At 40.5% G+C, this 22,536-nt stretch carries 18 protein-coding genes; 5 read left to right on the plus strand and 13 right to left on the minus strand.

Annotated elements, in window-relative coordinates:
- Positions 1–115: 115 nt before the first annotated feature.
- The 3 genes from GNE10_RS13985 to GNE10_RS13995 all read right to left on the minus strand — a co-directional run bounded on the left by GNE10_RS13985 (position 116) and on the right by GNE10_RS13995 (position 3,881).
- Positions 116–1,318, minus strand: a complete 1,203-nt coding sequence (locus tag GNE10_RS13985; RefSeq protein ID WP_099071101.1) for a glycoside hydrolase family 10 protein — start codon at positions 1,316–1,318, stop codon at positions 116–118.
- A 400-nt stretch (positions 1,319–1,718) separates the two neighbouring features.
- Positions 1,719–3,191 carry a glycolate oxidase subunit GlcD gene (gene glcD / locus GNE10_RS13990; RefSeq protein ID WP_185565697.1) on the minus strand — a complete coding sequence of 491 codons (1,473 nt, stop codon included), beginning with the start codon at positions 3,189–3,191 and terminating at the stop codon, positions 1,719–1,721.
- Positions 3,192–3,290: 99 nt separating this feature from the next.
- On the minus strand, positions 3,291–3,881 hold the full coding sequence (locus GNE10_RS13995; RefSeq protein WP_185565698.1) for a nucleotidyltransferase domain-containing protein: 591 nt from the start codon (positions 3,879–3,881) through the stop codon (positions 3,291–3,293).
- Positions 3,882–3,988: 107 nt separating this feature from the next.
- Between GNE10_RS13995 and GNE10_RS14000 the strand changes: the two genes are divergently transcribed.
- Complete coding sequence (locus GNE10_RS14000) at positions 3,989–4,693, plus strand: Uma2 family endonuclease (RefSeq protein ID WP_185565699.1); 705 nt, start codon at positions 3,989–3,991, stop codon at positions 4,691–4,693.
- Between the two features lie 56 nt (positions 4,694–4,749).
- Here GNE10_RS14000 and miaA read toward each other — a convergent pair whose 3' ends face one another.
- Positions 4,750–5,682: a tRNA (adenosine(37)-N6)-dimethylallyltransferase MiaA gene (miaA, locus tag GNE10_RS14005; RefSeq protein WP_185565700.1), complete on the minus strand. Its 933-nt coding sequence runs from the start codon at positions 5,680–5,682 to the stop codon at positions 4,750–4,752.
- Positions 5,683–5,994: 312 nt separating this feature from the next.
- Here miaA and gyrB point away from each other — a divergent pair, with 312 nt between their 5' ends.
- A complete protein-coding gene (gyrB, locus tag GNE10_RS14010; RefSeq protein WP_185565701.1) occupies positions 5,995–7,932 on the plus strand; it encodes a DNA topoisomerase (ATP-hydrolyzing) subunit B in 1,938 nt (645 codons plus the stop codon).
- Positions 7,933–8,660: 728 nt separating this feature from the next.
- Here the strand turns inward: gyrB and GNE10_RS35940 are convergent.
- The 5 genes from GNE10_RS35940 to GNE10_RS14035 form a co-directional block, all read right to left on the minus strand.
- A complete protein-coding gene (locus GNE10_RS35940; protein ID WP_185565702.1) occupies positions 8,661–9,374 on the minus strand; it encodes a glycoside hydrolase family protein in 714 nt (237 codons plus the stop codon).
- Between the two features lie 83 nt (positions 9,375–9,457).
- A complete protein-coding gene (locus GNE10_RS14020; protein ID WP_185565703.1) occupies positions 9,458–10,489 on the minus strand; it encodes a hypothetical protein in 1,032 nt (343 codons plus the stop codon).
- Between the two features lie 141 nt (positions 10,490–10,630).
- Positions 10,631–11,377, minus strand: coding sequence for a D-Ala-D-Ala carboxypeptidase family metallohydrolase (locus GNE10_RS14025; protein ID WP_185565704.1), 747 nt, complete (start codon positions 11,375–11,377; stop codon positions 10,631–10,633).
- A gap of 339 nt (positions 11,378–11,716) precedes the next feature.
- Positions 11,717–11,875: a hypothetical protein gene (locus GNE10_RS14030; RefSeq protein ID WP_185565705.1), complete on the minus strand. Its 159-nt coding sequence runs from the start codon at positions 11,873–11,875 to the stop codon at positions 11,717–11,719.
- Positions 11,876–12,084: 209 nt separating this feature from the next.
- Positions 12,085–12,240, minus strand: a complete 156-nt coding sequence (locus GNE10_RS14035; RefSeq protein WP_185565706.1) for a M48 family metallopeptidase — start codon at positions 12,238–12,240, stop codon at positions 12,085–12,087.
- A 586-nt stretch (positions 12,241–12,826) separates the two neighbouring features.
- Between GNE10_RS14035 and GNE10_RS14040 the strand changes: the two genes are divergently transcribed.
- Both GNE10_RS14040 and rpoD read left to right on the plus strand, forming a co-directional pair.
- A complete protein-coding gene (locus GNE10_RS14040; protein ID WP_185565707.1) occupies positions 12,827–13,501 on the plus strand; it encodes a fasciclin domain-containing protein in 675 nt (224 codons plus the stop codon).
- Between the two features lie 1,553 nt (positions 13,502–15,054).
- Positions 15,055–16,224: an RNA polymerase sigma factor RpoD gene (gene rpoD / locus GNE10_RS14045; RefSeq protein WP_012412585.1), complete on the plus strand. Its 1,170-nt coding sequence runs from the start codon at positions 15,055–15,057 to the stop codon at positions 16,222–16,224.
- Positions 16,225–16,427: 203 nt separating this feature from the next.
- Here rpoD and GNE10_RS14050 read toward each other — a convergent pair whose 3' ends face one another.
- From GNE10_RS14050 to gyrA, 3 genes are all read right to left on the minus strand, one after another.
- Positions 16,428–16,613, minus strand: a complete 186-nt coding sequence (locus tag GNE10_RS14050; protein WP_185565708.1) for a chlorophyll a/b-binding protein — start codon at positions 16,611–16,613, stop codon at positions 16,428–16,430.
- Positions 16,614–17,225: 612 nt separating this feature from the next.
- Entirely contained in the window at positions 17,226–17,690 is a 465-nt protein-coding gene (locus GNE10_RS14055; protein WP_221642842.1) for a GNAT family N-acetyltransferase, read from the minus strand.
- 105 nt (positions 17,691–17,795) lie between these two features.
- Positions 17,796–20,336, minus strand: a complete 2,541-nt coding sequence (gene gyrA, locus GNE10_RS14060) for a DNA gyrase subunit A (protein WP_185565710.1) — start codon at positions 20,334–20,336, stop codon at positions 17,796–17,798.
- Between the two features lie 535 nt (positions 20,337–20,871).
- Here gyrA and GNE10_RS14065 point away from each other — a divergent pair.
- Entirely contained in the window at positions 20,872–21,276 is a 405-nt protein-coding gene (locus tag GNE10_RS14065) for a response regulator (protein ID WP_185565711.1), read from the plus strand.
- Positions 21,277–21,537: 261 nt separating this feature from the next.
- Here GNE10_RS14065 and GNE10_RS14070 read toward each other — a convergent pair whose 3' ends face one another.
- A complete protein-coding gene (locus tag GNE10_RS14070; protein ID WP_185565712.1) occupies positions 21,538–22,422 on the minus strand; it encodes a tetratricopeptide repeat protein in 885 nt (294 codons plus the stop codon).
- Positions 22,423–22,536: the final 114 nt, after the last annotated feature.

Here is a 22,536-nt window from a genome sequence, read left to right on the forward strand (position 1 = left end):
TTAAAGGTTTTTTCTTTCCCTTTTCCCCTTTCCCTTTCCCCCAAAACCCGACAAGTATTGGGAGGGATCTTTCTTTTCCTCTTTACCCTTTCCCCTTTGCCCAGTCCCTGTTGTTTCAATTAAACATGTCAAGAAAAGCTTTGCGTCGCTGTTGTGGTGATTCGGGTACGATGTAACCCCATAGACTCTCCCAGTAAAAAAAGGAGATGCCGTCAAAATTGCGATCGCGTACTGCTTGCACCTGCGCTTGAATTTGAGTTATCTTTACTGGATTTTGCATTGTTCCAGATAATATACCAATTGCTACTGGAATCAAAGTTTGAGCTAATTTTACAGATGGTTGTTCGAGTTGAGCGATAAAAGAGTTTTTGTCACTTCGATATACCTGCAAAATTAACTCATCCACTAAACCTTTTTTTACCCAATCTTCCCAATCTTGCAAGTAGTATTTATAAGCAAAAGCGTGGTAGTTGGGAGACAAAGATATTTTAGCTTTCGGCTTCACTGCCTTGACAGCTTGATAGATTTCTGCCATGAAATCAGTAATTTTGTCTGCTCGCCAACGCATCCATTCTGAGTTAAAAGGATCGCTGGGAGGATTTTTGCCTTGATGTTCTTGTTGATAAAGTTCAGTGGTGAAGCGATCGTAACCAAACTGTACGGGCATCCCAAAATGATCGTCCAGTTGAATACCATCGACATCATAATTTGTAACTACTTCTACAATTAGCCCTTGGATAAATTCTTGCACTTGTGGGTGTAAAGGATTTAGCCAAGCTTGCTTATTTAGTAAGCCATTGTCGATTTCTTCTGGTGGGGTATTTTCAATAGAATTTATGCCTTTTTGCCCACTTGTCAACCAGTCGGGATAACGCCTTGCTAATTCTGAATAATGGGGCGTCATAAACCCATATTCAAACCAGGGAATGACTCTCAAATCTTTGTTTTTAGCAAGTTTGACAATCTTTGTTAAAACATCTTGTCCAACATGCATAAACTTAAGTAAAGGTTGAGTATCTGAGCCTGTGGTCATTTTCGCTACAGCACTCTGATAAAAAGTATGTCCTCGGTTCCAAACTACAGGATAAATTGTATTAAAGTTGAGAGCCGATAATTGATTGAGAGCGCGATTAATACCCCAAGGAACAAACAATACACCGCTAGCAACGTTAGTCAGCCAAACACCCCGAATTTCTGTACTTAAAGGACTTGTTTTTTGAGAAGAAACTAAAGCTGAAGAGTGTGAAAAAACTGTTATGGTGATTACTAATCCCAAACACAGAAAGTAAGCAAAAAAACGGCGTGCAACCTGATTCATTTGTCAGCGTTATCAAATGCGATCGCAATACTATATATAACTACGAAATTAAATTCTAATTCTCCGGAATATATGAATAAATGATGATTAAATATCAGAATTGAGAATTCAGAATTCAGAACTCAGAATTCAGTCAAATTTACTACAAAAAAGGAGGCATACGGTTCCGATAAGCAGTATGAACTTCCCTTGTGGTCTGGGAAAAGATTAAGGGGTAAGGGGTAAAGGATGTATTTGAAAACTTTCCCCTTTCCCCTTTCCCCTTTAACCGAACCCTATTGCGAATGGGGAGATGAATTTTTCCCTCTGCCCCTGGAGTCTCTTCTGCCCAATGCCCTATGCCCCATGCCCTTATCTGTGGAGTCTTTTATAAAGTTTTTATATTCGACATCACTGTTTTTTAAAATCTTTCCACGCCATGAAATTGCTTGGTGGGAGATGCATTTGCGGCTTCACCACAAGTTCGCGGTGTGGGGAATATTTTTTCAGGATTTGCTAAACCTTGAGGATTAAAAACTTGCCTTATCCATTGCATGGTTTCTAAATCTACTTGGCTAAACATTTGCGGCATGTAGCACTTTTTCTCTTCACCAATGCCATGTTCCCCAGAAATACTACCACCAACTTGGACGCAAAGCTTGAGAATTTTTCCTCCCATTTCTTCTACTTTTTCTAATGCTCCAGGCACAGAGTTATCATACAAAATTAGTGGATGAAGATTGCCATCACCAGCGTGAAACACATTAGCAACTCGATAACCATATTGTTCGCTTAAAACTCCAATTTCATGCAGCACATAAGGTAATTGAGTACGGGGAATTACACCATCTTGTACATAATAATCTGGGCTTAAATTTCCAGCAGCAGCAAAAGCAGCTTTACGTCCTTTCCATAACTTCAACCGCGTTTCTGGGTCGCTAGCAGAAGTCACATTCCGCGCACCATTCTTTTTACAAATTTCAGTAACTCGCTGTTTATTGCCTGTAACTTCTACTTCTAAACCGTCAATTTCTATCAGTAAAATAGCAGCAGCATCGCGGGGATAACAATTAGTTGCAACAACATCTTCAACAGCATTAATAGTAAAGTTATCCATCATTTCCATGCCGCCAGGAATAATACCAGCGCTGATGATGTCAGAAACAGTAGCCCCAGCAGCTTCAATACTAGTGAAATCTGCCAGCAGCACACAAATTGATTCAGCACTTTTAAGAATTCGCAAAGTAATTTCTGTCGCAATTCCTAAAGTGCCTTCAGAACCAACAAAAACACCAGTTAAATCATAACCGGGCATTTCTGGAATTTGTCCGCCTAAATCAACAATTTCCCCTAAGGGCGTGACAATTTTTAATCCTAAAACGTGGTTAGTAGTTACACCATATTTAAGACAATGTACCCCACCGGAATTTTCGGCAATATTTCCCCCAATAGAGCAAATAATTTGACTGGAAGGATCGGGAGCGTAGTAAAAACCAGCACCACTAACAGCTTGTGTTACCCAACTATTAATCACTCCTGGTTGTACAACTGTGCGTTGATTTTCCAAATCAATGCTGAGGATTTGCCGCATTAATGAAGTGACAATTAGAACCGAATCTTCCAAAGGCAAAGCCCCGCCAGATAAACCTGTTCCAGAACCCCGTGCGATGAAGGGAATAGAATATTGGTTGCATATTTTCACAACTTCGGCAACTTGTTCTGTAGTTCTGGGTAGCACCACCACAGCCGGACGTTGGCGATAGCCAGTTAAACCGTCACATTCATAGGTAATAAGTTCTTCGCGGCGTTGCACTACACCATTTTTGCCAAGTACAGCCTCGAATGCTTTGATAATGGGTTTCCAGTTACGTTGTTTTTTATCTTGGGTAAGCATAGGTTTTTACAATTAAAGGTAGATGTTTAAGCTTGATTGGGCTGTAATTACCATTGTTGCAAGAATAGCAGTTGATGAGGAGTAAAAGGCGATCGCATTTCATCTTCCGCTAACATGAAGTTCAGTCAGCCAATGGTGTCCAGGATGACACACCATTATTGCCTGCTTGAGCCAAACTTGACGTTCTTCATCCAGTAAGTTGCGTACACGATGAAAATCATCTTCATCCTTAGACCTGGGATTCTTGGCTTTGTATAACAGTACAATTTCCGGAGCCAGAAACGGTACATTGATATCAGAATGTAACTGAATTCTTGATAATGGACACGCAATATCAAAATTTCTCCGAAATCTCCATTCATTGTGTGAAGACTCATCCAAGAGAATTTCTAGTTCCGAAAAAAAGGTATTTTTACTATGAGCATGAATTTCATGTATTGGTAACTCTAGCCATTCATCTTTATTCCAAGGCTGCATTTTTCCATTGACAACTTTAGTAAATTCCCAGCCAAATAAATATTCTTGTAAGATGCTTTGGTCTTTCCTAAATATTGCGATTTCTATATCTTTATGTACCCTAGTTACATCTCCTATAAAAAGATCTATCGCCCATCCCCCTGCTACAAACCAGGGTTGTTTGAAATTATTTAGTAGTTTAGAAAGCTTCACAAGTTCTGAAAAACATTCCATTGATGACTAATCCTCACAATTTTTCACTATAAAATACTGAGTCAATATACTCTCCCACTTCCAATGGATTAACCTAGAAATAACGCTCTCAAATACTGGATAAAATCATGGTTGAGCAACTTCTAATCAATGATGATGATTACTATGTGCCAGATGCCAACCTGTTAGTTACCGAAAATGACACTTTAGATAATTTTGCCGCAGCAAAATACAAACGCCTTTTAATAAGTTCTCTTTACAGTTCTCTACAAAACCAAACTTTTTTAGCAGAAGCTAATGTGGCCATTTACTACACAGACCTTCAACCCCCAATTGTACCTGATGTTTTTCTCAGCTTGGATGTGCAAGTATCTGAAAATTGGTGGGAAAAACAAAATCGCTGTTATATGGTTTGGCGTTTTGGTAAGGCCCCAGAAGTCGTGCTTGAAATTGTCTCAAATAAAGAAGGTGATGAACTGGGCAAAAAGCTGAAAATTTATGAACACATGCGGGCTAGTTACTACATCGTATATGACCCGAATCAGCAATTAGCAGAAAAAATATTGCATGTTTATGAACTTAGAGGAACACGCTACTTTGAAACTTCAGAAACTTGGTTAGAACAAGTTGGTTTAGGTATAACTCTATGGCAAGGTGAATTTGAAAATAGACAAGATACTTGGTTACGCTGGTGCTACCAAAATGGAACTGTTCTACCAACTGGAGATGAACGTGCTGAACAGGAACGACAACGTGCTGAACAAGCAGAACAACGTAGCCAATTACTAGCAGAGAAGCTGCGGGCGATGGGCGTAGATCCCGACACTCTTTAAGACATTCGCTGTAAAGACGTAAAAAACTTTGCGTCTTTGCGCGATTCCAAAAAATATCATGAATTTCTACAATTGATAAACTCATTTATTCGCTGCCAAACCTTTTCTAATAAATCAGGATCGTCCGCATCAAACCACTCGATTTGTTGATATGCTCGAAACCATGTGCGTTGTCGCTTAGCAAATTGTCTTGTATGCAAAACCGTTAATTCTTTCGCTTCATCCAAGGAAATATCCGCAGCTAAATATTGCTTGATTTCTTGATAGCCCAAAGTATTTAACAAAGGCAAATCAGCGCCATATTTTTGACATAGATATTCCACTTCAGTAACCAAACCATTTGCTATCATTTGTTCAGTACGCTGTTGAATACGAGCCTCTAATTTTTCAACATCACAATCTAACCCAATTTGTAAAATTGGATAATTTGGCGGATTTTCACCCTGCTGTTCTGAAATTGGAATTCCAGTTACATAATATACTTCCAAAGCTCGTAAAGTTCGCACCGAATCATTGGCATGAATTTTTTGTGCAGCAACAGGATCGACTTGTTGTAACATTGCATAAAGTTGATTTTGTCCTAGAGATTCAAGTTGCGATCGCAATTCATATTGTGGTGCCACGCGAGGAATTTTCATTCCTTGCACAATCGAACGTATGTATAAACCAGTACCTCCAACTAGGAAGAGTGGGGGGGATGAGGGAGAAGGGGGAGATAAGGGAGATGAGGAACAATTAATTAGGGCTTGCGCTTGTTGTTGGTAGTCTGCTACTGTCATCGTGTCTATCGGGTTGCAGATATCTATTAAGTAGTGCGCTACTAATTTTTGTTCTGCCACAGTTGGTTTAGCCGTGCCAATATTAAACTCACGATAAACTTGACGAGAATCAGCACTGAGAATTACAGAACCCAACCGCATTGCCAAAGCCAAAGCCAACCCTGACTTACCTGTTGCCGTCGCCCCACAAATTACAATTAATTTTGTCATTAGTCATTAGTCATTAGTCATTAGTCATTGGGAATGGAGTATGAGCCAAACAGGACTTTCCAGGGAATGGTAAAAGGGAAAGAGGTAAGGGGGAAAGGTTAAATTTATCCCTTTTCCCTTTACCCTTTAACCTTTCCCCTACCTCCTCATCCCGCTTATCTCCCCACTCCCCCACAGGACTGCAACCCCTGTATAAACTTCTCTTGAAAATGCCCTACAGACGCCAGCAAGGCTTTTGTGTTAAAATTTTGGAGTGTTTTTACTTTTATTTGCCTTTCGGCGAATTAAACCCCACGCATCAGGAGAATTTACATGACGAGCAGTTACAGTGCCGATCAGATTCAAGTTCTGGAAGGTCTGGAAGCCGTCCGCAAACGACCAGGGATGTACATCGGTACTACTGGGCCGCGAGGACTCCACCATTTAGTTTACGAGGTGGTGGACAATTCTATTGATGAGGCTTTGGCGGGTTACTGCACCCATATAGAGGTGGATATCAACGCTGATGGTTCTGTAACTGTAACAGATGATGGTCGCGGTATTCCTACAGATACTCACTCGCGAACCGGAAAATCAGCTTTGGAAACTGTGATGACCGTACTGCACGCCGGAGGTAAGTTTGGCGGCGGTGGTTACAAAGTTTCTGGAGGATTGCACGGGGTTGGTATTTCCGTCGTTAATGCCTTGTCTGAAATTGTAGAAGTTACAGTTTGGCGAGATAAAAAGGTTCATGTTCAGCGCTATGAACGGGGCACACCAGTTACGGATTTGCAAGTTAAGTCTTATAAAGAAGCTAGAACTGGAACTTCTGTCACCTTCAAGCCAGATATCCAAATTTTTACCACTGGTATCGAGTTTGATTACATTACTTTATCAGGTCGCCTACGGGAATTAGCGTATCTGAATGCTGGCGTTAAAATTACCTTTACTGACCACCGTCTAGAATTACTCAAAAGCGATACACCAAAGGTAGAATCCTACGAATACAAGGGTGGCATTAAAGAGTATATTGCCTACATGAACCGCGAAAAGCAGCCACTACATGAGGAAATTATCTACGTCCAAGGGGAACGGAATAACGTCCAAGTGGAAGTTTCTTTACAGTGGTGTACTGATGCTTATACGGATAACGTGTTAGGCTTTGCTAACAATATCCGCACGGTGGATGGTGGTACGCACTTAGAAGGGTTGAAAGCTGTTTTGACTCGCACATTAAATGCCATCGCCCGCAAGCGCAATAAAATTAAAGAAAATGAAGCCAACCTCAGTGGCGAACACGTCCGCGAAGGTTTAACGGCGGTAATTTCTGTCAAAGTCCCAGACCCAGAATTTGAAGGACAAACCAAAACCAAACTCGGTAACACTGAAGTCCGGGGAATTGTCGATTCTTTGGTGGGAGAAGTCCTCACCGAGTACCTAGAATTTCACCCTGGTGTCGCTGATGCCATTTTAGATAAAGCCATCCAAGCTTTTAAAGCTGCTGAAGCCGCACGTCACGCACGGGAATTAGTCAGACGCAAATCTGTACTGGAATCTTCACCATTACCTGGTAAACTGGCAGACTGTAGTTCTCGCGATCCCGGCGAATCAGAGATTTTCATCGTGGAAGGCGACTCAGCAGGTGGAAGTGCCAAGCAAGGACGCGATCGCCGCACTCAAGCTATCTTGCCTCTACGTGGTAAAATCCTCAACATAGAAAAAACCGACGACGCCAAAATTTATAAAAATAACGAAGTTCAAGCGTTAATTACAGCACTTGGTTTAGGTGTCAAAGGTGAGGAATTCGATTCTACCCAACTGCGCTATCACCGCATAGTCATCATGACTGATGCTGACGTAGATGGAGCGCACATCCGGACTTTGTTGTTAACTTTCTTCTATCGCTATCAGCGATCGCTCATCGAACAAGGCTTTATTTATATTGCTTGTCCGCCATTATATAAGGTAGAACGGGGGCGCAATCATGAATATTGCTATAGCGATCGCGAAAAAGACCAAGTAATCGCCAAATTTCCAGCCAACGCCAACTACACCATCCAACGCTTCAAAGGTTTGGGTGAAATGATGCCACAACAACTCTGGGATACTACAATGAACCCAGAAACTCGCAAACTCAAACAAGTCGAAATTGAAGACGCCGCCGAAGCCGATCGCATTTTTACTATTTTAATGGGCGATCGTGTCGCACCCAGAAGAGAATTCATTGAAACCTATGGTTCTAAACTCAACTTTACGGATTTAGATATTTAAGGGAACTGTAAAAAATAAATTATTCCGCTTTCAAAGTTGACTGTTGACTGTTAATTGTGAACTATCAACAGTCAAAGGCGAACAATAGCAATGGAATATTTTTTTACTTACAAGTCCCTAATTCAATTTTTTCTCACAACTCTGAATAATTTGTCGCTCTCATAATGGGTAATAGATTTTTCTATCTATTACCCATTATTTTTAGCTTCTTGCTATTTTTTCCAGGTTCATTTCAAGGAAAATTTTGCAGTTTATACCGATTTCAAAAATGTTTGTGACAGATACACACCCAATACGGTTCGGATAAGCAGTATGAACTTCTCTTGTGGTCTGGGAAAAGGTTAAAGGGTAAGGGATGTATTTGAAACCTTCCCTGCCCCTTATCCCCAGAGGGGCCCCCCTTTCCGTTTTCCCGACTTCTGCAAGAAGTCTACTGTGAAACTATGTAATACGAGGTCTTGTTTACCTTTATGACTTTTTCTCGTTCATTTCCAAATGATCCACTTTTTTTAAGTACCCGTCTCAAGTGGTCGGGACTTAAATTGAGCGATCGCTGTTGTTCACTTGCTTATCCCGGAAAGTGATAGAAGAGGGGTATAAATACGAGTACGTTTTTTTACCTAAAAGAAATTTTTGGACATTCCATTGATTTCGCTGTGTCTGATGCGGTAGCATTTCCACACACTAGTTCCAGATTAGAATGTCCATTCTGTAAAGCTTTCGTGGTTTTACGAGGCTTTAGAATTAATGCCTAATGTTGCCAAAGTCTTCGCGTTGGCAATACCATCAGCAGGTAAACCTTGCTGTTCTTGAAACTTCTTGACAGCTTCAGCAGTACCTTTTCCAAAAACGCCATCAGCCTGAAGAGTGAATCCAGCCGCAATCAGGGCTTGCTGAAGTTGGCGGACATCATCCCCTTTAACTAGTTCACCAGATTGAGCTAATTGCAACAATCTGCTGGATTCTGATGTTTGGCCAGGGTTCCAATCTTTAGCCCATTCCCAAGGTTTGCTTAAAAAGAGCGATCGCTCCGCTCTCCTGCGGCGAGATAAACCTAAATATGCCTTAGCTCCTGCTTTGTCCCAACGCAACAATTGATCCGCAGCTTCTTGATATTTGCCTTCATTCAATAGCTTTAAAAGCGTAGATTCTTTGAGTGCACCAACACCGACGTTGTAACTAAAAGCAACTAAAGCTGCAAATTGATTGTCATTAAGTTCAACTTGGACAGTATTAGTTACCGCTGCTTCAAATTTTGAGAGTTCTTTTCTTAACATTTCCTCAGCTTGAGTCTCGGTAATTGTCATACCAGAACGGATGCCTTCTGTGCATCCCCAACCAATTGTCCAAACGCCTACTACATCTTGATAAGCATTAAGATATAGCTTTTCAAAAAATTTAATTAACTTTAATCCTTCTGCATTAATTTGCCTTGTACTCATCTTGATATGCTCCTTTAAGGTGGGATGGCGAGTCGCATTGGGGAATACGCTCGCCCTTGATGGAAATGGGTTAAATGCCCACTTTAAATGACTTGTGGTGGATATATGTAAACCTGGCCATATTTTCCATTAAATAAATTTTGAGCTTTTACCAAATTTCCTTCAAATTTAACTTCTAAAGTATTTAATGGAGGAAGATTAAGATAATCCGAAGATTTTTTGTGAAGAAGTTGACTGTGAAACTCAGAATCCGGATTAATAAGGTGAGTATCTTTCTTTTCAAACCCTGTTTTAGGATCAAGAATATTACTATTAAGTCCATCACAATTAAACACATATCCATCATCTGCAACAACGATACTTTCGTTTCTGATAGTCATACCAGCAGAAGGAATAAGTTGGATTTTTATATCTTTTCTTTCTTCTAGATTAGTTCTATTTTTTAGTCTTCCTATAGCATGATCTAGACAAATTTCAAGCCCAATTTTAACTGGAATACTGAGGAGGTTAAAAATAGATCTGCCGTCAAATTCCTTTTCTTGCTGCTCTGTTGGTAAAAAAGATGACATTCGCTCAAGATGAAGGAATGAATTGTCTTTACCTTCCACAAAGTCTATGTTTGACTTCAACTCCTTCTGAATTAAATGTGCTACTTTATAGGCATCTTTTGGATCAGTATAATTTCCTTCTTGAACTAATGAACAATTGTAAACGTATGTCGCATTCTCCTCATGCCACCCATAAACTGAAGTGCCACATATAACAATCCAATCCTTCAAACCATTATTTAGAAATATTGATTGCAGCATCTTCACAAGATAATCTGGATATGTTTTGTTAGTAGATACTTCTCCTAGCTTAATATTATTTATTAAATAGTAGCCTTTTTTACCTCTAAAGAAAAACTCTGGAATCATGAAAATTTTCTTAGTATTGTTATTCTTATCTACCTCTGGCTTAGTTTTAATAAGTGCGAGTACTTCACCCAAATGAGCAATTCTCTCATTCATATCATCTAAATCATTATCTAGTGATGGATAAGTTTTTGAATTACCACTTACTTTGTAGCCAACATTGACACAGTACGAAATGAATTGAATTTGATTTTTAGACATGATATTTCTCCTGAATTGAACAAAAAAGTGAGAGTTTTTCTTTGCAAAGTAAAGGGTGAGCTGAAGTTAGCCCGTGCGTTTGTACTAAAAAAATCGTCAGATGAAGCCCTTAAATTTCAGTGACTTCATTCAGATGAAAACCTATGGATAATTCCAGTAAGTGCGACCACCTGGACGAGCATCGATATGGACGAAACCTCTATGCATTCCTGAGCCTAAGCCGACTACGCTTGGAATTGCTTTACACACTTCATACAATCGCTTTAAGTTTCCATCCGTAGGATAGATATCAAGAGCATTTCCAGTAATGTGTTGACTTGCTCTTGCTCCTCCAATTTGGCGATTAATTGCTGGTGGACGATAGCCGCTAGTTACGCCCAGGGGAGAGCCGTATTTATCACGAACTTCTGCAAAAACACGAGCAATTTTTTCAATATTATCAACAACTTGTTTATTTTCAGGAACTCTAGTACATTTGGCTGTGACTTCGCCCCATGTCAAAGGGATAGTGTCAATAATGCGCTCGTCAGAATAGACAATTTTCCCTGATGGCAACTTCATTGATTGCCCTGTCTTACTACTTTGTGACCCACTGCTTGGCTGCGGTTGATCCGTACTTCCCTGATGCTTTTCTAAAATCTCAAGCAGCGATGATGCAGTGGTTGGCCCCAGTGTATCAGGATACTCTAGCCAATGTTCTTGTTTGTATTTTGCGAAAGCATCTAATGTTCCATTCCCTACAATACCGTCCATTTCTCCGGTATAGTATTTACTAATTTTTAGCAGATTCTGGATTGCTTGAGCCAAATCTTTATCAACCGCTACCAGCTTTTTCTCTGCCTTACTATTTGCAAAGTTTTTCAATGCTTCAACGTTTATATCTGCCATTTTTCTCCTTCCGTAAATTCGAGATAAAAGTAACTATTTTTCAGGCTACATACAGCTACATTGAATATCTTTGAGAACAGGTGATTACGGTGTAATTATCTTGAAATTACTGTTCAACAATCGCCATTTGCATTTCTATTAATCAGACCATCTCCTAGCTCAATAAGTTGTTAACGAATTGCTAGAGAGATTGAACGAGATACATCGGTCAGAGAGCGTCTGTTTGTCTCCCTGAATAATGTTTATTACTTACCTACACTAATTGCCTTGGCAGTTATGCCAGGAAAGTTTTGGTTGACATCACCATCGACATGGCACCAGTGGACACTGCCATCTGGATTAATTAATGAAGTAAGAAGCACTCGGCGTAGAAGGGTCAGCAGCTATTTCCGAGACTTTTTCACTGAAGATATCCCAGCGATTATGCTCTGGTGCCCAACGTGCCCAAACTCCATTTTCTTGGATAGCCCAAAGTCTTCCTGATGGCGAGTTGCTCATCTTGAATCATCCTCTGTTGTAAGTAAGATTGATTAGAATCGGTGTCTCCGTCCTATACCTTTAAGACGATTCAAGAGTTAGATTTCTGAATTTTTCGAGTAAGAGTCTTTTGTCTCTAACTGGCTCCTCATAAAAGCAGCATCAAGAACCAGAACGTTGGGGTGGAGTGATAAAACCGCATCAAAAGCTCGCAAAGCTGGAATTGCATCCTATGTTTCGATGTGTACATACCCTAATGCCAGCCAGTGAGCGACGTTATCTGGTTCCAGGTTTGCCGCAGACTCAAAAGCTGCGATCGCGCTTTGAGTGTCACCAATATATACCGCGAGTGCTCCACGAATATGTATGTTACCGAGTTGGTTCATTTCGTGCTACTAACAAAGCACTCTCATAAAGCGTAAAAAAAGATTTAATATTGAAGAAATGTTTCGAGATTTTCAGAAAGCATCATAGCCTTTTTTGTCGCCCCGTCAGCTTTAGTCCTCTAATAAGGACTAAAGTCCTCCCTACAAACCTTTAATTATTTACATCATTCTAATTATCGGCTTTCTTCATAGGTGAATTTGGAATTTCTATTACCTCTTTTGGGTGATGACAAACTTTGAGGGGGCGACTCTAAAAAATAAACAACAGCTTCCGACCGTTGACTGTAAACCGTTAACACTCAACATTTAACACTGTCAATGAAATATTTTTTACTTAATAAGTCTCCAATTACTCAATATTATTTTTTATCGAGATTTTTTGTGACTACAAAGTATGTCGTTAGATAAGTGACTATAGTCATCAATTCATTAATTATTGTTAATAAGGGAATTTCAAAAAATAAACAAACATAGTCGTTGACTGTTGACTGCTGACGGTTCACAGTCAACAGTCAACACTCTTCTATGAAATTTTTTTAACTTGGAAGTCCCCAATAGCCTATTCAACTGAATTTTAGACAAAATTATGAAAGCGACTAAAGGCATAGTCAGAAAAATATTTTTTCATATTGTTGGTATCACTGGTTTAGTTGCTTTGTCTGCTTGCGCTGAGCCTGTCACGCAAACTCCTACAACAACTCCTCTCCCTCCAGTTACCCAAACTCCCGCAGCAACTATTCCTCCGGTTACCCAAACCCCCATAACAACTCCTTCTCCCCTGACACAAACTCCGGCTGCTAACCAAAATTTAGCAGAACTGGCAAAATCAGCCGCAGCTCAGGGACAGTTTCAAACTCTCATCAAAGCAGTGGGAGTCGCTGGCATAAATCAACAATTGACTACACCAGGCCCCTACACAGTTTTTGCACCTACTGACGCGGCTTTCTCTGCTTTACCAAAAGGTACTTTAGATCGACTTTTACAACCTGCTAACAAGCAACAATTAGTCAGACTTTTGGCTTACCACGTTATACCAAGCCGAATTACCTCCCAAGAGTTAACATCTGGACAAGTTAAAACTGTGGAGGGTACTCCCGTAAAAATTACAGTCGATCCCAGTACTAAAACTATAACCGTCAACAACGCTAAAGTAACTCAGCCTGATATCCCAGCTAGCAATGGCATCGTTCACATAGTCGATCGGGTAATTCTCCCACCCAATTTTCCCGCAAGTCTCAATGCTACCCCAACGCCACGGTAGTTCAAGAAAGCAAATACATCTTTTCTCAAAGCCTACTTGATTTTTATTCGGACAAGGGGAATAAAGAAAAACCCCTTGTCTTCAAGCTTCGGCAGATGACATATTCAAACTCAGAAAAATTATATTTCATTAATACATATACTACAAAAAACTCTATTTTTTCAGTTAGCAACTCATCATATAATTTGACTTATTGTGAAGATTTAAAAAAATCAATGTTAGAATGTCCGTAAAATTACCAACTTTGTTGGAAGATAAGCAGCGTAACGCCTTTGGCTCTGACTCGCTGATTAATTGTGCCCACCAGCGAGAAACACATTTGTTATGCTTGAATAACATAACTAAATATCATCTATCAAACAAGATTTAATAAGTATCTTGAGGGTTTCTCATAATTAGATGACAAAATGACAAGACTTTACTGAATTAAAAGTATTTACGATCACAAATACTTTACCTAAAAAAGCTTCTTGACTAAGTCATCAGGTAAATCTTTGAGTTTTTTTGCTCAGCCAAATGCCCAGTCTGAACAAACATCATCTGATTGAAAACTTGTTAATATCTTCATGTACGTCCCTGAAAATAGCTATTGTGTGGCATGTATTCAATGTACTTCTGCCTTCGCTAAACTAAGATCGACGATTTTTCAGGGCAAATCATTTTTGAATTGATTAAAATATCGTTGTATACAATAAGAAGAGTTTGTCAAGTTTCATAAGGCTGAAATCGCCACAGTGCGCTAACGTGTGAATAAGGCCAAATTAGTTAAACCGAAAGCGACATGCGATCGCGTTGATTCTGCGACAACCTCAACTCCTTAGTTCAGGTAATGATTACGCAAAAAGTTAACTGGTTTCAGGCAAGTAACACCACTGTTGTTGTATTTATTCATAGGAAAAACCCACTTTGATCCAAGGACTCAATGATTTATGAAGGAAATGTAAAATAGGTAGGTTAAGACTTTTCACCTGAGTTAACATAACAATGCACTCTTTCTCAGTAATTAATGTTGTGTAAAATACATGAAATTGAGCAAAACAAAGTGTACTTAACTTTTAAACGTAATCAAAGAACCACTGCAATTCCGAAAGGTGTACAAAATATTTAAGGGTGTAATTCCCGTGTTTAATGTCTTTTTGGTAAAAGTGGCTAACACTTGTTTAATAAATTCATGAGCGATACACAAAATAGAGTGCAATTTCTGTGAAACAGGCTACAATCGGAACAGTCTTTACTACGAAAATCTGCCAAGAGTTTGAATTTGTTTGTATCGAATGGCAAGTTTTTGGTAAGGGTGAGTCTTGTTTTTAAGACCAGTCATTCAAAAAATATGTGTAATAGCAACACATATGACATTTACTTTCATTGAGAAAGTCACCTTTTAGTAGTGGCTTAAGCTAAAGTAAAAAGCCCTCCAAAAGAGGTGCAAAATGCCGAAAATATCTCTGGTAAATCTGCCAAAAAGCTTATTTTCGGTTGTCAACAAGCTCGTTTCAAAGAGCATTAAACACATCTTGAGTAATTGATTCTGCAAGGAGCATGAGGAACGCGGCATGAACCAGGCTAACAACGTACTCGAAAGCATATATCAGCCTGACCTAGAAATAATGAATCAGCCTGAGCTCGAGTTAGAAGAACTCTTAATAGACGATGAAGAGGACTTGCTGATCATCGATGAGGGTGACGATGAGTTTTTAGAGCCTCAGTCTGATGAGGACGACGCAAAGTCTGGAAAAGCCGCTAAATCGCGTCGTCGCACACAAAGCAAGAAAAAGCATTACACAGAAGATTCGATTCGGCTTTACTTGCAAGAGATTGGTAGAATTCGCTTATTGCGGGCAGATGAAGAAATTGAATTAGCCCGTAAAATTGCTGATTTGCTCGAATTAGAGAGGGTACGGGAAAGACTTTCAGAACAGTTAGATCGCGATCCTCGTGATAGTGAATGGGCAGAAGCCGTGCAACTGCCACTACCAGCTTTCCGTTATCGCCTGCACGTTGGACGCAGAGCGAAAGACAAGATGGTGCAATCTAACTTGCGTCTTGTAGTTTCAATTGCTAAGAAATACATGAATCGTGGTTTGTCATTCCAAGACTTAATTCAAGAAGGCAGTCTTGGTTTGATTCGGGCCGCTGAAAAGTTTGACCACGAAAAGGGTTATAAATTTTCTACCTACGCTACATGGTGGATTCGTCAAGCAATTACCCGCGCGATCGCCGATCAATCCCGTACAATTCGCCTTCCAGTCCACCTTTACGAAACCATTTCTCGAATTAAGAAAACCACCAAATTATTATCTCAAGAAATGGGTCGCAAACCCACAGAAGAAGAAATCGCCACTCGTATGGAAATGACCATTGAGAAGTTGCGGTTTATTGCTAAATCAGCCCAGTTACCTATTTCATTAGAAACGCCCATTGGGAAAGAAGAAGACTCTCGATTGGGCGATTTTATTGAGTCCGATGGCGAAACACCAGAAGATCAAGTTTCCAAAAATCTTTTGCGCGAAGACCTAGAAAAAGTCCTCGATAGTCTCAGCCCCCGCGAACGCGATGTTCTCAGACTCCGCTACGGCTTAGATGATGGACGGATGAAGACTCTTGAGGAAATTGGGCAGATTTTCAACGTCACTCGCGAACGAATTCGTCAAATTGAAGCGAAGGCACTCCGCAAGTTACGTCACCCAAATCGCAACAGCGTTCTCAAGGAATATATTCGTTAATCAAAAGTTATTTATCAATAGTCATTAGTGAATAAACTCACAAATGGCTGATGAAAAACAAATAAACAACCTGGTAGTGAGTAATCACTCCAGGTTTTTTATTTATGGGTCATTTTAGATATTAGAACTCATACCAATTTGAAAAATAGATTTGCAGAACCCTTCATGAAAAAGAAATTCTCAATCTAAAATCCAAAATGGTATTAAAGAATGCCCCAGAAGTGCAAGAAACCTTGGCCAGAAAAAAGTTCAACTAGTACTGCTGCTAAAAAGCCAATCATTGCTAAACGACCGTTCCAAATTTCTGCTTGTGGAGTAAAGCCCCAACGCCAAGCATTACGATCTTCAACAACGGGAGTTGTGACTTTTGTTGTGGTTGCATTTGTCATGGTTGACACTCCAAAATATATTTTTAATTTTTATTGCCTTACGTAAACTAATATAACAAATATTTTAATAAAAACAACGATTATTGTATTTTTGTTGCAATATCTTGACATTAAATGGGATAGTAAATTTACAGCCAGCAAAACATCCATCTTTCGATATAACTATTCAAGACTGTTAGTAAATTACCAAAAATAATTGAAAGTATTTATCAATTATTTTAACATTTCACCAATTATGGATAGCTGTAAGCTTTTAAAAAAGACCTCTTTTTTGCAAGAGGGGGGAAAGGGAAAAGGTTAAAGGGGAAAGGGTTTTTATTTGCCCTTTACTCTTTAAGCCTTACCTTTTCCCCACTTCTCTTAGAAGTCTAAAGAAGAATTTCAATTTAAAATCATATGTATTAACTATGATTTAAATACAATTAATTGGCAACAAGTGTGGCGTAAGCGTAGGGGCGTAGGCTCTGCCTTCCCGCAGGGTACAGCCGTTCGCCCGTACAAATTATTGTATGTGAATCAATATTTTGGTGAATTGGTATTAGAAGTGGTAGAGGAACATGCTTGCTGCTCAATCTGTGTTCACACTCACTCTTGATGTTGCTTGATTTTTTATTAGTGCCAAACGATTTCCATTTCTTTTGTAGTCGAGATCAAACCAAGCTTTTCGTACAGACGTTTGCCGTCCTCAGTGGCGTAAAGACAGAGGCGTTTTGCCTCAGTTGTTTTGACAAACGTAATAATTTCCTTTAACACTGCTGTAGCAATTCCCTGTCCTCGCCACATTGGAATTGTATAAACGTTCATAACGTAAGCTTCTATGCCTGAGAGATTACCATTAGAAGGAGGTCGTTGAAAAAATACCAAACCGCTAGTGGCAACAATTTGACTATCGACTTCAGCCACCCAAGCTAAAAACTCACCCGACGGTATTTTTTCGCCAAGATATTTTCTAATTGCTTTAGCTAAGTTTGTGTTATCACAATCAACTTTGATGTTACCCACCTCACGCAGAAGTTCGAGACGCAGTTGAACCAGCGTCTCTAAGTCCTGCAAGTTAGCTTGTCGTAAGTTAAACATCACCTTAGGGACTTCCAAGTAAAAATTCCATAGAAGATTGTTGACTGTGAATCGTCAACAGTCAACTCATTAACTGGAATAACTTATTTTTTGGAGTTCGGTTAATTAAGCCCGGACTTCAGCCACGGTGATAATTTTCTCATCTCGACTGAGTTGGATGATGCTTTCACCTTTGACATCTCTGCTTAAAATAGGCACTGTTTCCACAGGTATCCGCACTACCCGGTCTTTGTTTGTCACTAGGGCTACTTCGCTAGAGGCGTTGGCGTAGCCCGCCGAAGGCATCGCCTTGAGCATAGCAGCTAAATTATCAGTTTTGCTGGTGAATTTTAGCGCCTGCGTGCCTAAATCCCCTCGATTAGCTGCTCTTAACTGACTGGCAATCATTCGCTTAGCATATCCTTCTTGAGTCACTAGCAATAGCTGGTCATCTTTGCTGACATTCACACAACCGACCATTTGCTGGTTTCTCAATAATCGAAATGCTTGTAAACCCATTGCTGTGCGACCCATGATTGGTAGTTGTTCGTCGTTAACGGCAAATCGCAATACTCGCCCACCAGAACTAGCTAAAATCAGATGTTCTCCTGGAATTGTGAACTGAGTAAATGACAATCGATCGTCATCTTTGAGCTTCAAAATCGTGATGCCGCGACGAGTCAAATTCGTGAATTCTTCCAAAGCCAAACGCTTAATTCGTCCTTGTTTGGTGAGCAAAACTATTTGACTAGTTTCAAAATTTGTCGGTAGTAAAAAGCGGCTAATGACATCTTCTTGAGCGCCTTGAGCAGTATTGCTGAGCATAGTAATCAGTGGTGTTCCCCGTGGAGAACGCCCAGTAGTCGGGGGAATTTCTCCCACCTTCACAGGGTAGACTTTACCGCCATTGGTTAATATTAGTAAATCCTTATCTGTATCGGTCAATACAGTTTGGATCAGAAAATCATTGTCGTGCAGACCATTTTCAATTTTTGACTTTTTCCCAGATGTATTAATACGACGTACATAACCGCGTTGAGTAAACTCTAAAATCGCTTCCTGTGCAGGTTCAGAGGGTTTGAGGCTTTCTTCATCCTCCTCTGTTCCTCTGTTCCTCTGCCCCTCTGCCCCTCTGCCCTTGAGTTCCGGTGCTACAGTACCCTTTGGTTCCTCTAGTATTTTCGTCCGTCGGGCATCGCTGTATTTGCGCTTGAGCGATCGCAAATCTTTTTTCAGTGCCTTGAGTAATTCGTGGCGATCGCTCAATAATCTTTGTAATAAATCAATTTGCTGACTGAGTTCTTCAAATTCATGCTGTAAGTTTTGCTGTTCTAAACTAGTGAGGCGGCGCAACGGCATAGCTAGAATTGCATCTGCTTGTACCTCAGTCAAATCCAGTCGGCTGCAAAGGTTGATTTTGGCGGTACTACCATCAGCAGCTTGGCGCAAAATTTCAATTACTGCATCCAAATTAGACAAAGCTTTGAGCAAACCTTCCACCAAATGCGATCGGCTTTGGGCTTTCTCCAACTCATAACTGTAGCGACGGTTGAGAGTTTGCTCTCTAAAACTTAAAAACTCCTGTAAAAGTTGCCGCAAACTCAACTGGCGGGGTTGTCCATCAACTATTGCCAACAGAATTGCGCCAAAATTACTTTGTAAAGCAGTTTGGTGATATAAATTTTGCAGAACTTCTTGGGGATTAGTATCGCGTTTGAGTTCAATTACCACTCGCATTCCTTCGCGATCGCTTTCATCCCGCAGATCGGAAATTCCCTGTAAGCGACTTTGATTTACTAAGTCTGCGACCTTCTCAATCCATCCTGCTTTATTCACTTGATACGGCAATTCTGTGACAATAATTGCCGTTCGTCGCTTGCTTCCCCTGGTGGCGGGAATTTCCTCCAACGTCGCCAGTCCCCGCAGCACAATTCCACCTTTACCTGTGGTGTAAGCCTCGCGAATTCCCGATTGACCAACTATTTCGCCGCCAGTGGGAAAATCCGGCCCTGGAATTAACTCGAATAACTTTTCATCTGACAAATCCGGAGTGTCGATTAAAGCAATCAACCCGTCAACTACTTCCCCTAAATTGTGGGGCGGAATATTCGTCGCCATCCCCACTGCAATACCAGAACAGCCATTAAGCAACAGAAATGGCAACTGAGCAGGTAAAACTGTTGGTTCTTGCTGGGAATTATCGAAATTGCCAACAAATTCCACCGTTTCTTCGCCAATTTCTGCCAGCATTCCCTCATGACTAATAGGCGCAAGGCGCGTTTCTGTATAACGCATTGCAGCTGGTGGGTCATTATCAACGCTACCAAAGTTACCGTGTCCCGCCAGTAAAGGATAGCGGCTAGAAAATTCCTGCACCAGTCTGACTAATGCATCGTAAACCGCTTGATCCCCGTGGGGATGGTATTTACCCAGCACATCACCCACTACACGGGCACATTTGCGGTAAGGTCTATCCGGTAGCAAACCAAGTTCGTGCATTGCGTACAGAATGCGGCGATGCACTGGTTTTAAGCCATCACGCACGTCTGGTAACGCTCGCCCGACAATCACGCTCATGGCATATTCTAAGTAAGACCGTTGCATCTCCGTGTGCAGGGCTGTTGTAATGACCTGTCCCGTTGAGAGAAGGTTTAACTGTTTTGCCATGAGTTTTTTCCCTGAAATTTAACTACACAAAAACCGATGAAACTCAATATTCCAGCTACCACAGCATAACGGATGAAATGGGATTACTGACAAAATTTTGATAGTCAGATAAGAAAAAGCAGTAGTATCATCCTTGATGACGAGGCTCTTGATTGACTATTAAAAAGAAGGCAGACGAATATAATCTACATACATTTAGTAGCCAGGATATTTACCATGATTGCATTTCTTAATTTGAAATTTTGGGCAAAGTATGAGCGAACCTTGGTGATGGCTGTGCCCAACTCAAAGACAAACAGACGCCAGTTAAAATCTATAGGAACCCCAAAACCAGACAAACCAGGATATCAATACAATAAAGTGGCTCAAACTTTCCACAATAATTTTGAATTTTGCCAAAATTTTGTAACTGGCTGAGTTCAGAACTTCTCCTATGGTCGCCGCTAGATGTAGCAATATCCCAAAGGATATGGTTAGCGCTCAAAATTGTCCAAGACCGATTTTTGAATTCTCCACCTCCATAACTAAAATTCTCATGAAAACCGTTTTAATTGTCGAAGACGATCTCATTAATGCTCGTGTTTTTTCCAAAATTTTGTCCAAGCGCGGCGGCTTGGGTGTCAAACACACCGAAAATGTGGAAGAAGTCATAAAAATTGCCCAATCTGGAGAAGCAGACTTGATTTTGATGGACGTTTCTCTTTCAAGAAGTGTTTATCAAGGCAAGTCTGTTGATGGCATCAAGATTACACAAATGTTGAAATCAGACCCAAAAACTGCAAATTTACCAGTTATTCTGGTGACAGCCCACGCTATGGAAGGCGATCGCGAGAACTTTCTCAAGCAAAGTGGTGCTGATGGTTACATTTCTAAACCAGTTGTTGACCATCAACAGTTTGTTGAGCAAATCATCACACTGCTACCCACAGACAAAGACTGAATACATCGCCACTGATTTCCACAATACTCACTCAATAATCTTTTTGACCGATTAGTTCCTATGTTTAATTAAGTATATATGTACTATAAGCAGGTGCTTTTCGGCAAGTGGTAATAAAAATTGGGCATGGGGCATGGGGCATTGGACAGAAGAGGCTTCAGGGGAAAGGGAAAGGGGTAAGGGGAAAAGGGCAAAGATTAAATTTATTCCTTTTCCCTTTTCCCTTTAACCTTTTCCCAAGGCGTTACCATCTCCCCAGTCCTATTTGGTAGGCCGTTGTTCAGAAACTGATGAGCTTCCCTCTTGTTGTAGAGCTGATTGAATACGAGGTAATTCTAGGAATTTTTTCGTATCAGATAGTAAGCGATCGCCCCAGAGATTTTCTTTGAGAAAATTCAAACTACCATAGCGCGGATCGATGCGGAGTGCGGCTTCTCCAAGGCTGAGTCCTTGTTGGCTATCGCCTTTGGTATAGAGTGCCACTGCCAAAGCTAGTAGAGGTTCTGCGGCTTGTTTATCAAGCTTGACAGCCGATTGCCATTGCTTAATGGCTCCTGAAATATCACCTTGTTCGTAGTTGATTAAACCTATATTGTTAATAGCCGGCCAGAATTTTTTATCCTGAGTCACAGCTTGATTGTACTGAGCAATGGCATCTGGAAATCGACCCAACAAAAAGTAAGCATTACCCAAATTAAACAATCCTTCTGGGTCATTAGGTTTTAACTTCAAACCGTCTTGGTAATTCACAACAGCTTCCTGGTACTTTTGCTGTTGAAAATTAGCCGATCCTATAGCAAAGAGAATATCAGCATTTTTGGGATTGAGAGATTGAGCTTTTTTTAAGGTGGCGATCGCTCCGTCAAACTCTTTGGTTTGTAACTGCAATCCACCCAAGAGTAACAATACTTTATCGTTATTCGGAGCTAATTGAGCAGCCAGCCGCGCTCGTGGCAAAGCTAAATCAACCTGTTGAAACTGAGCTAACTGAGCCGCTTCCTGCGCCAAAGTCAACCCCTGCTTTTCTAGCTTTGCTGCATCTAGTTGCAGTGTATGGGGTATTAATGCCTGCCCGTTAGCGGCTTTTGGTACACTCCACAAACTACAGACACCCACAAGAAAAATAAAATAAAAATGTTTAGGCACACTACCGCCTCTAAGCCACTAATCAAAGAATCTTTCAGCTAGCTTAAACCATCTCCGCTGTAGACGGCAGTAAAATCTTGGATTGGGCATGGGGCATGGGGCATGGGGAAAGGG

This window comes from Nostoc sp. 2RC (genome assembly GCF_014222165.1).
GTDB lineage: Bacteria > Cyanobacteriota > Cyanobacteriia > Cyanobacteriales > Nostocaceae > Nostoc > Nostoc linckia.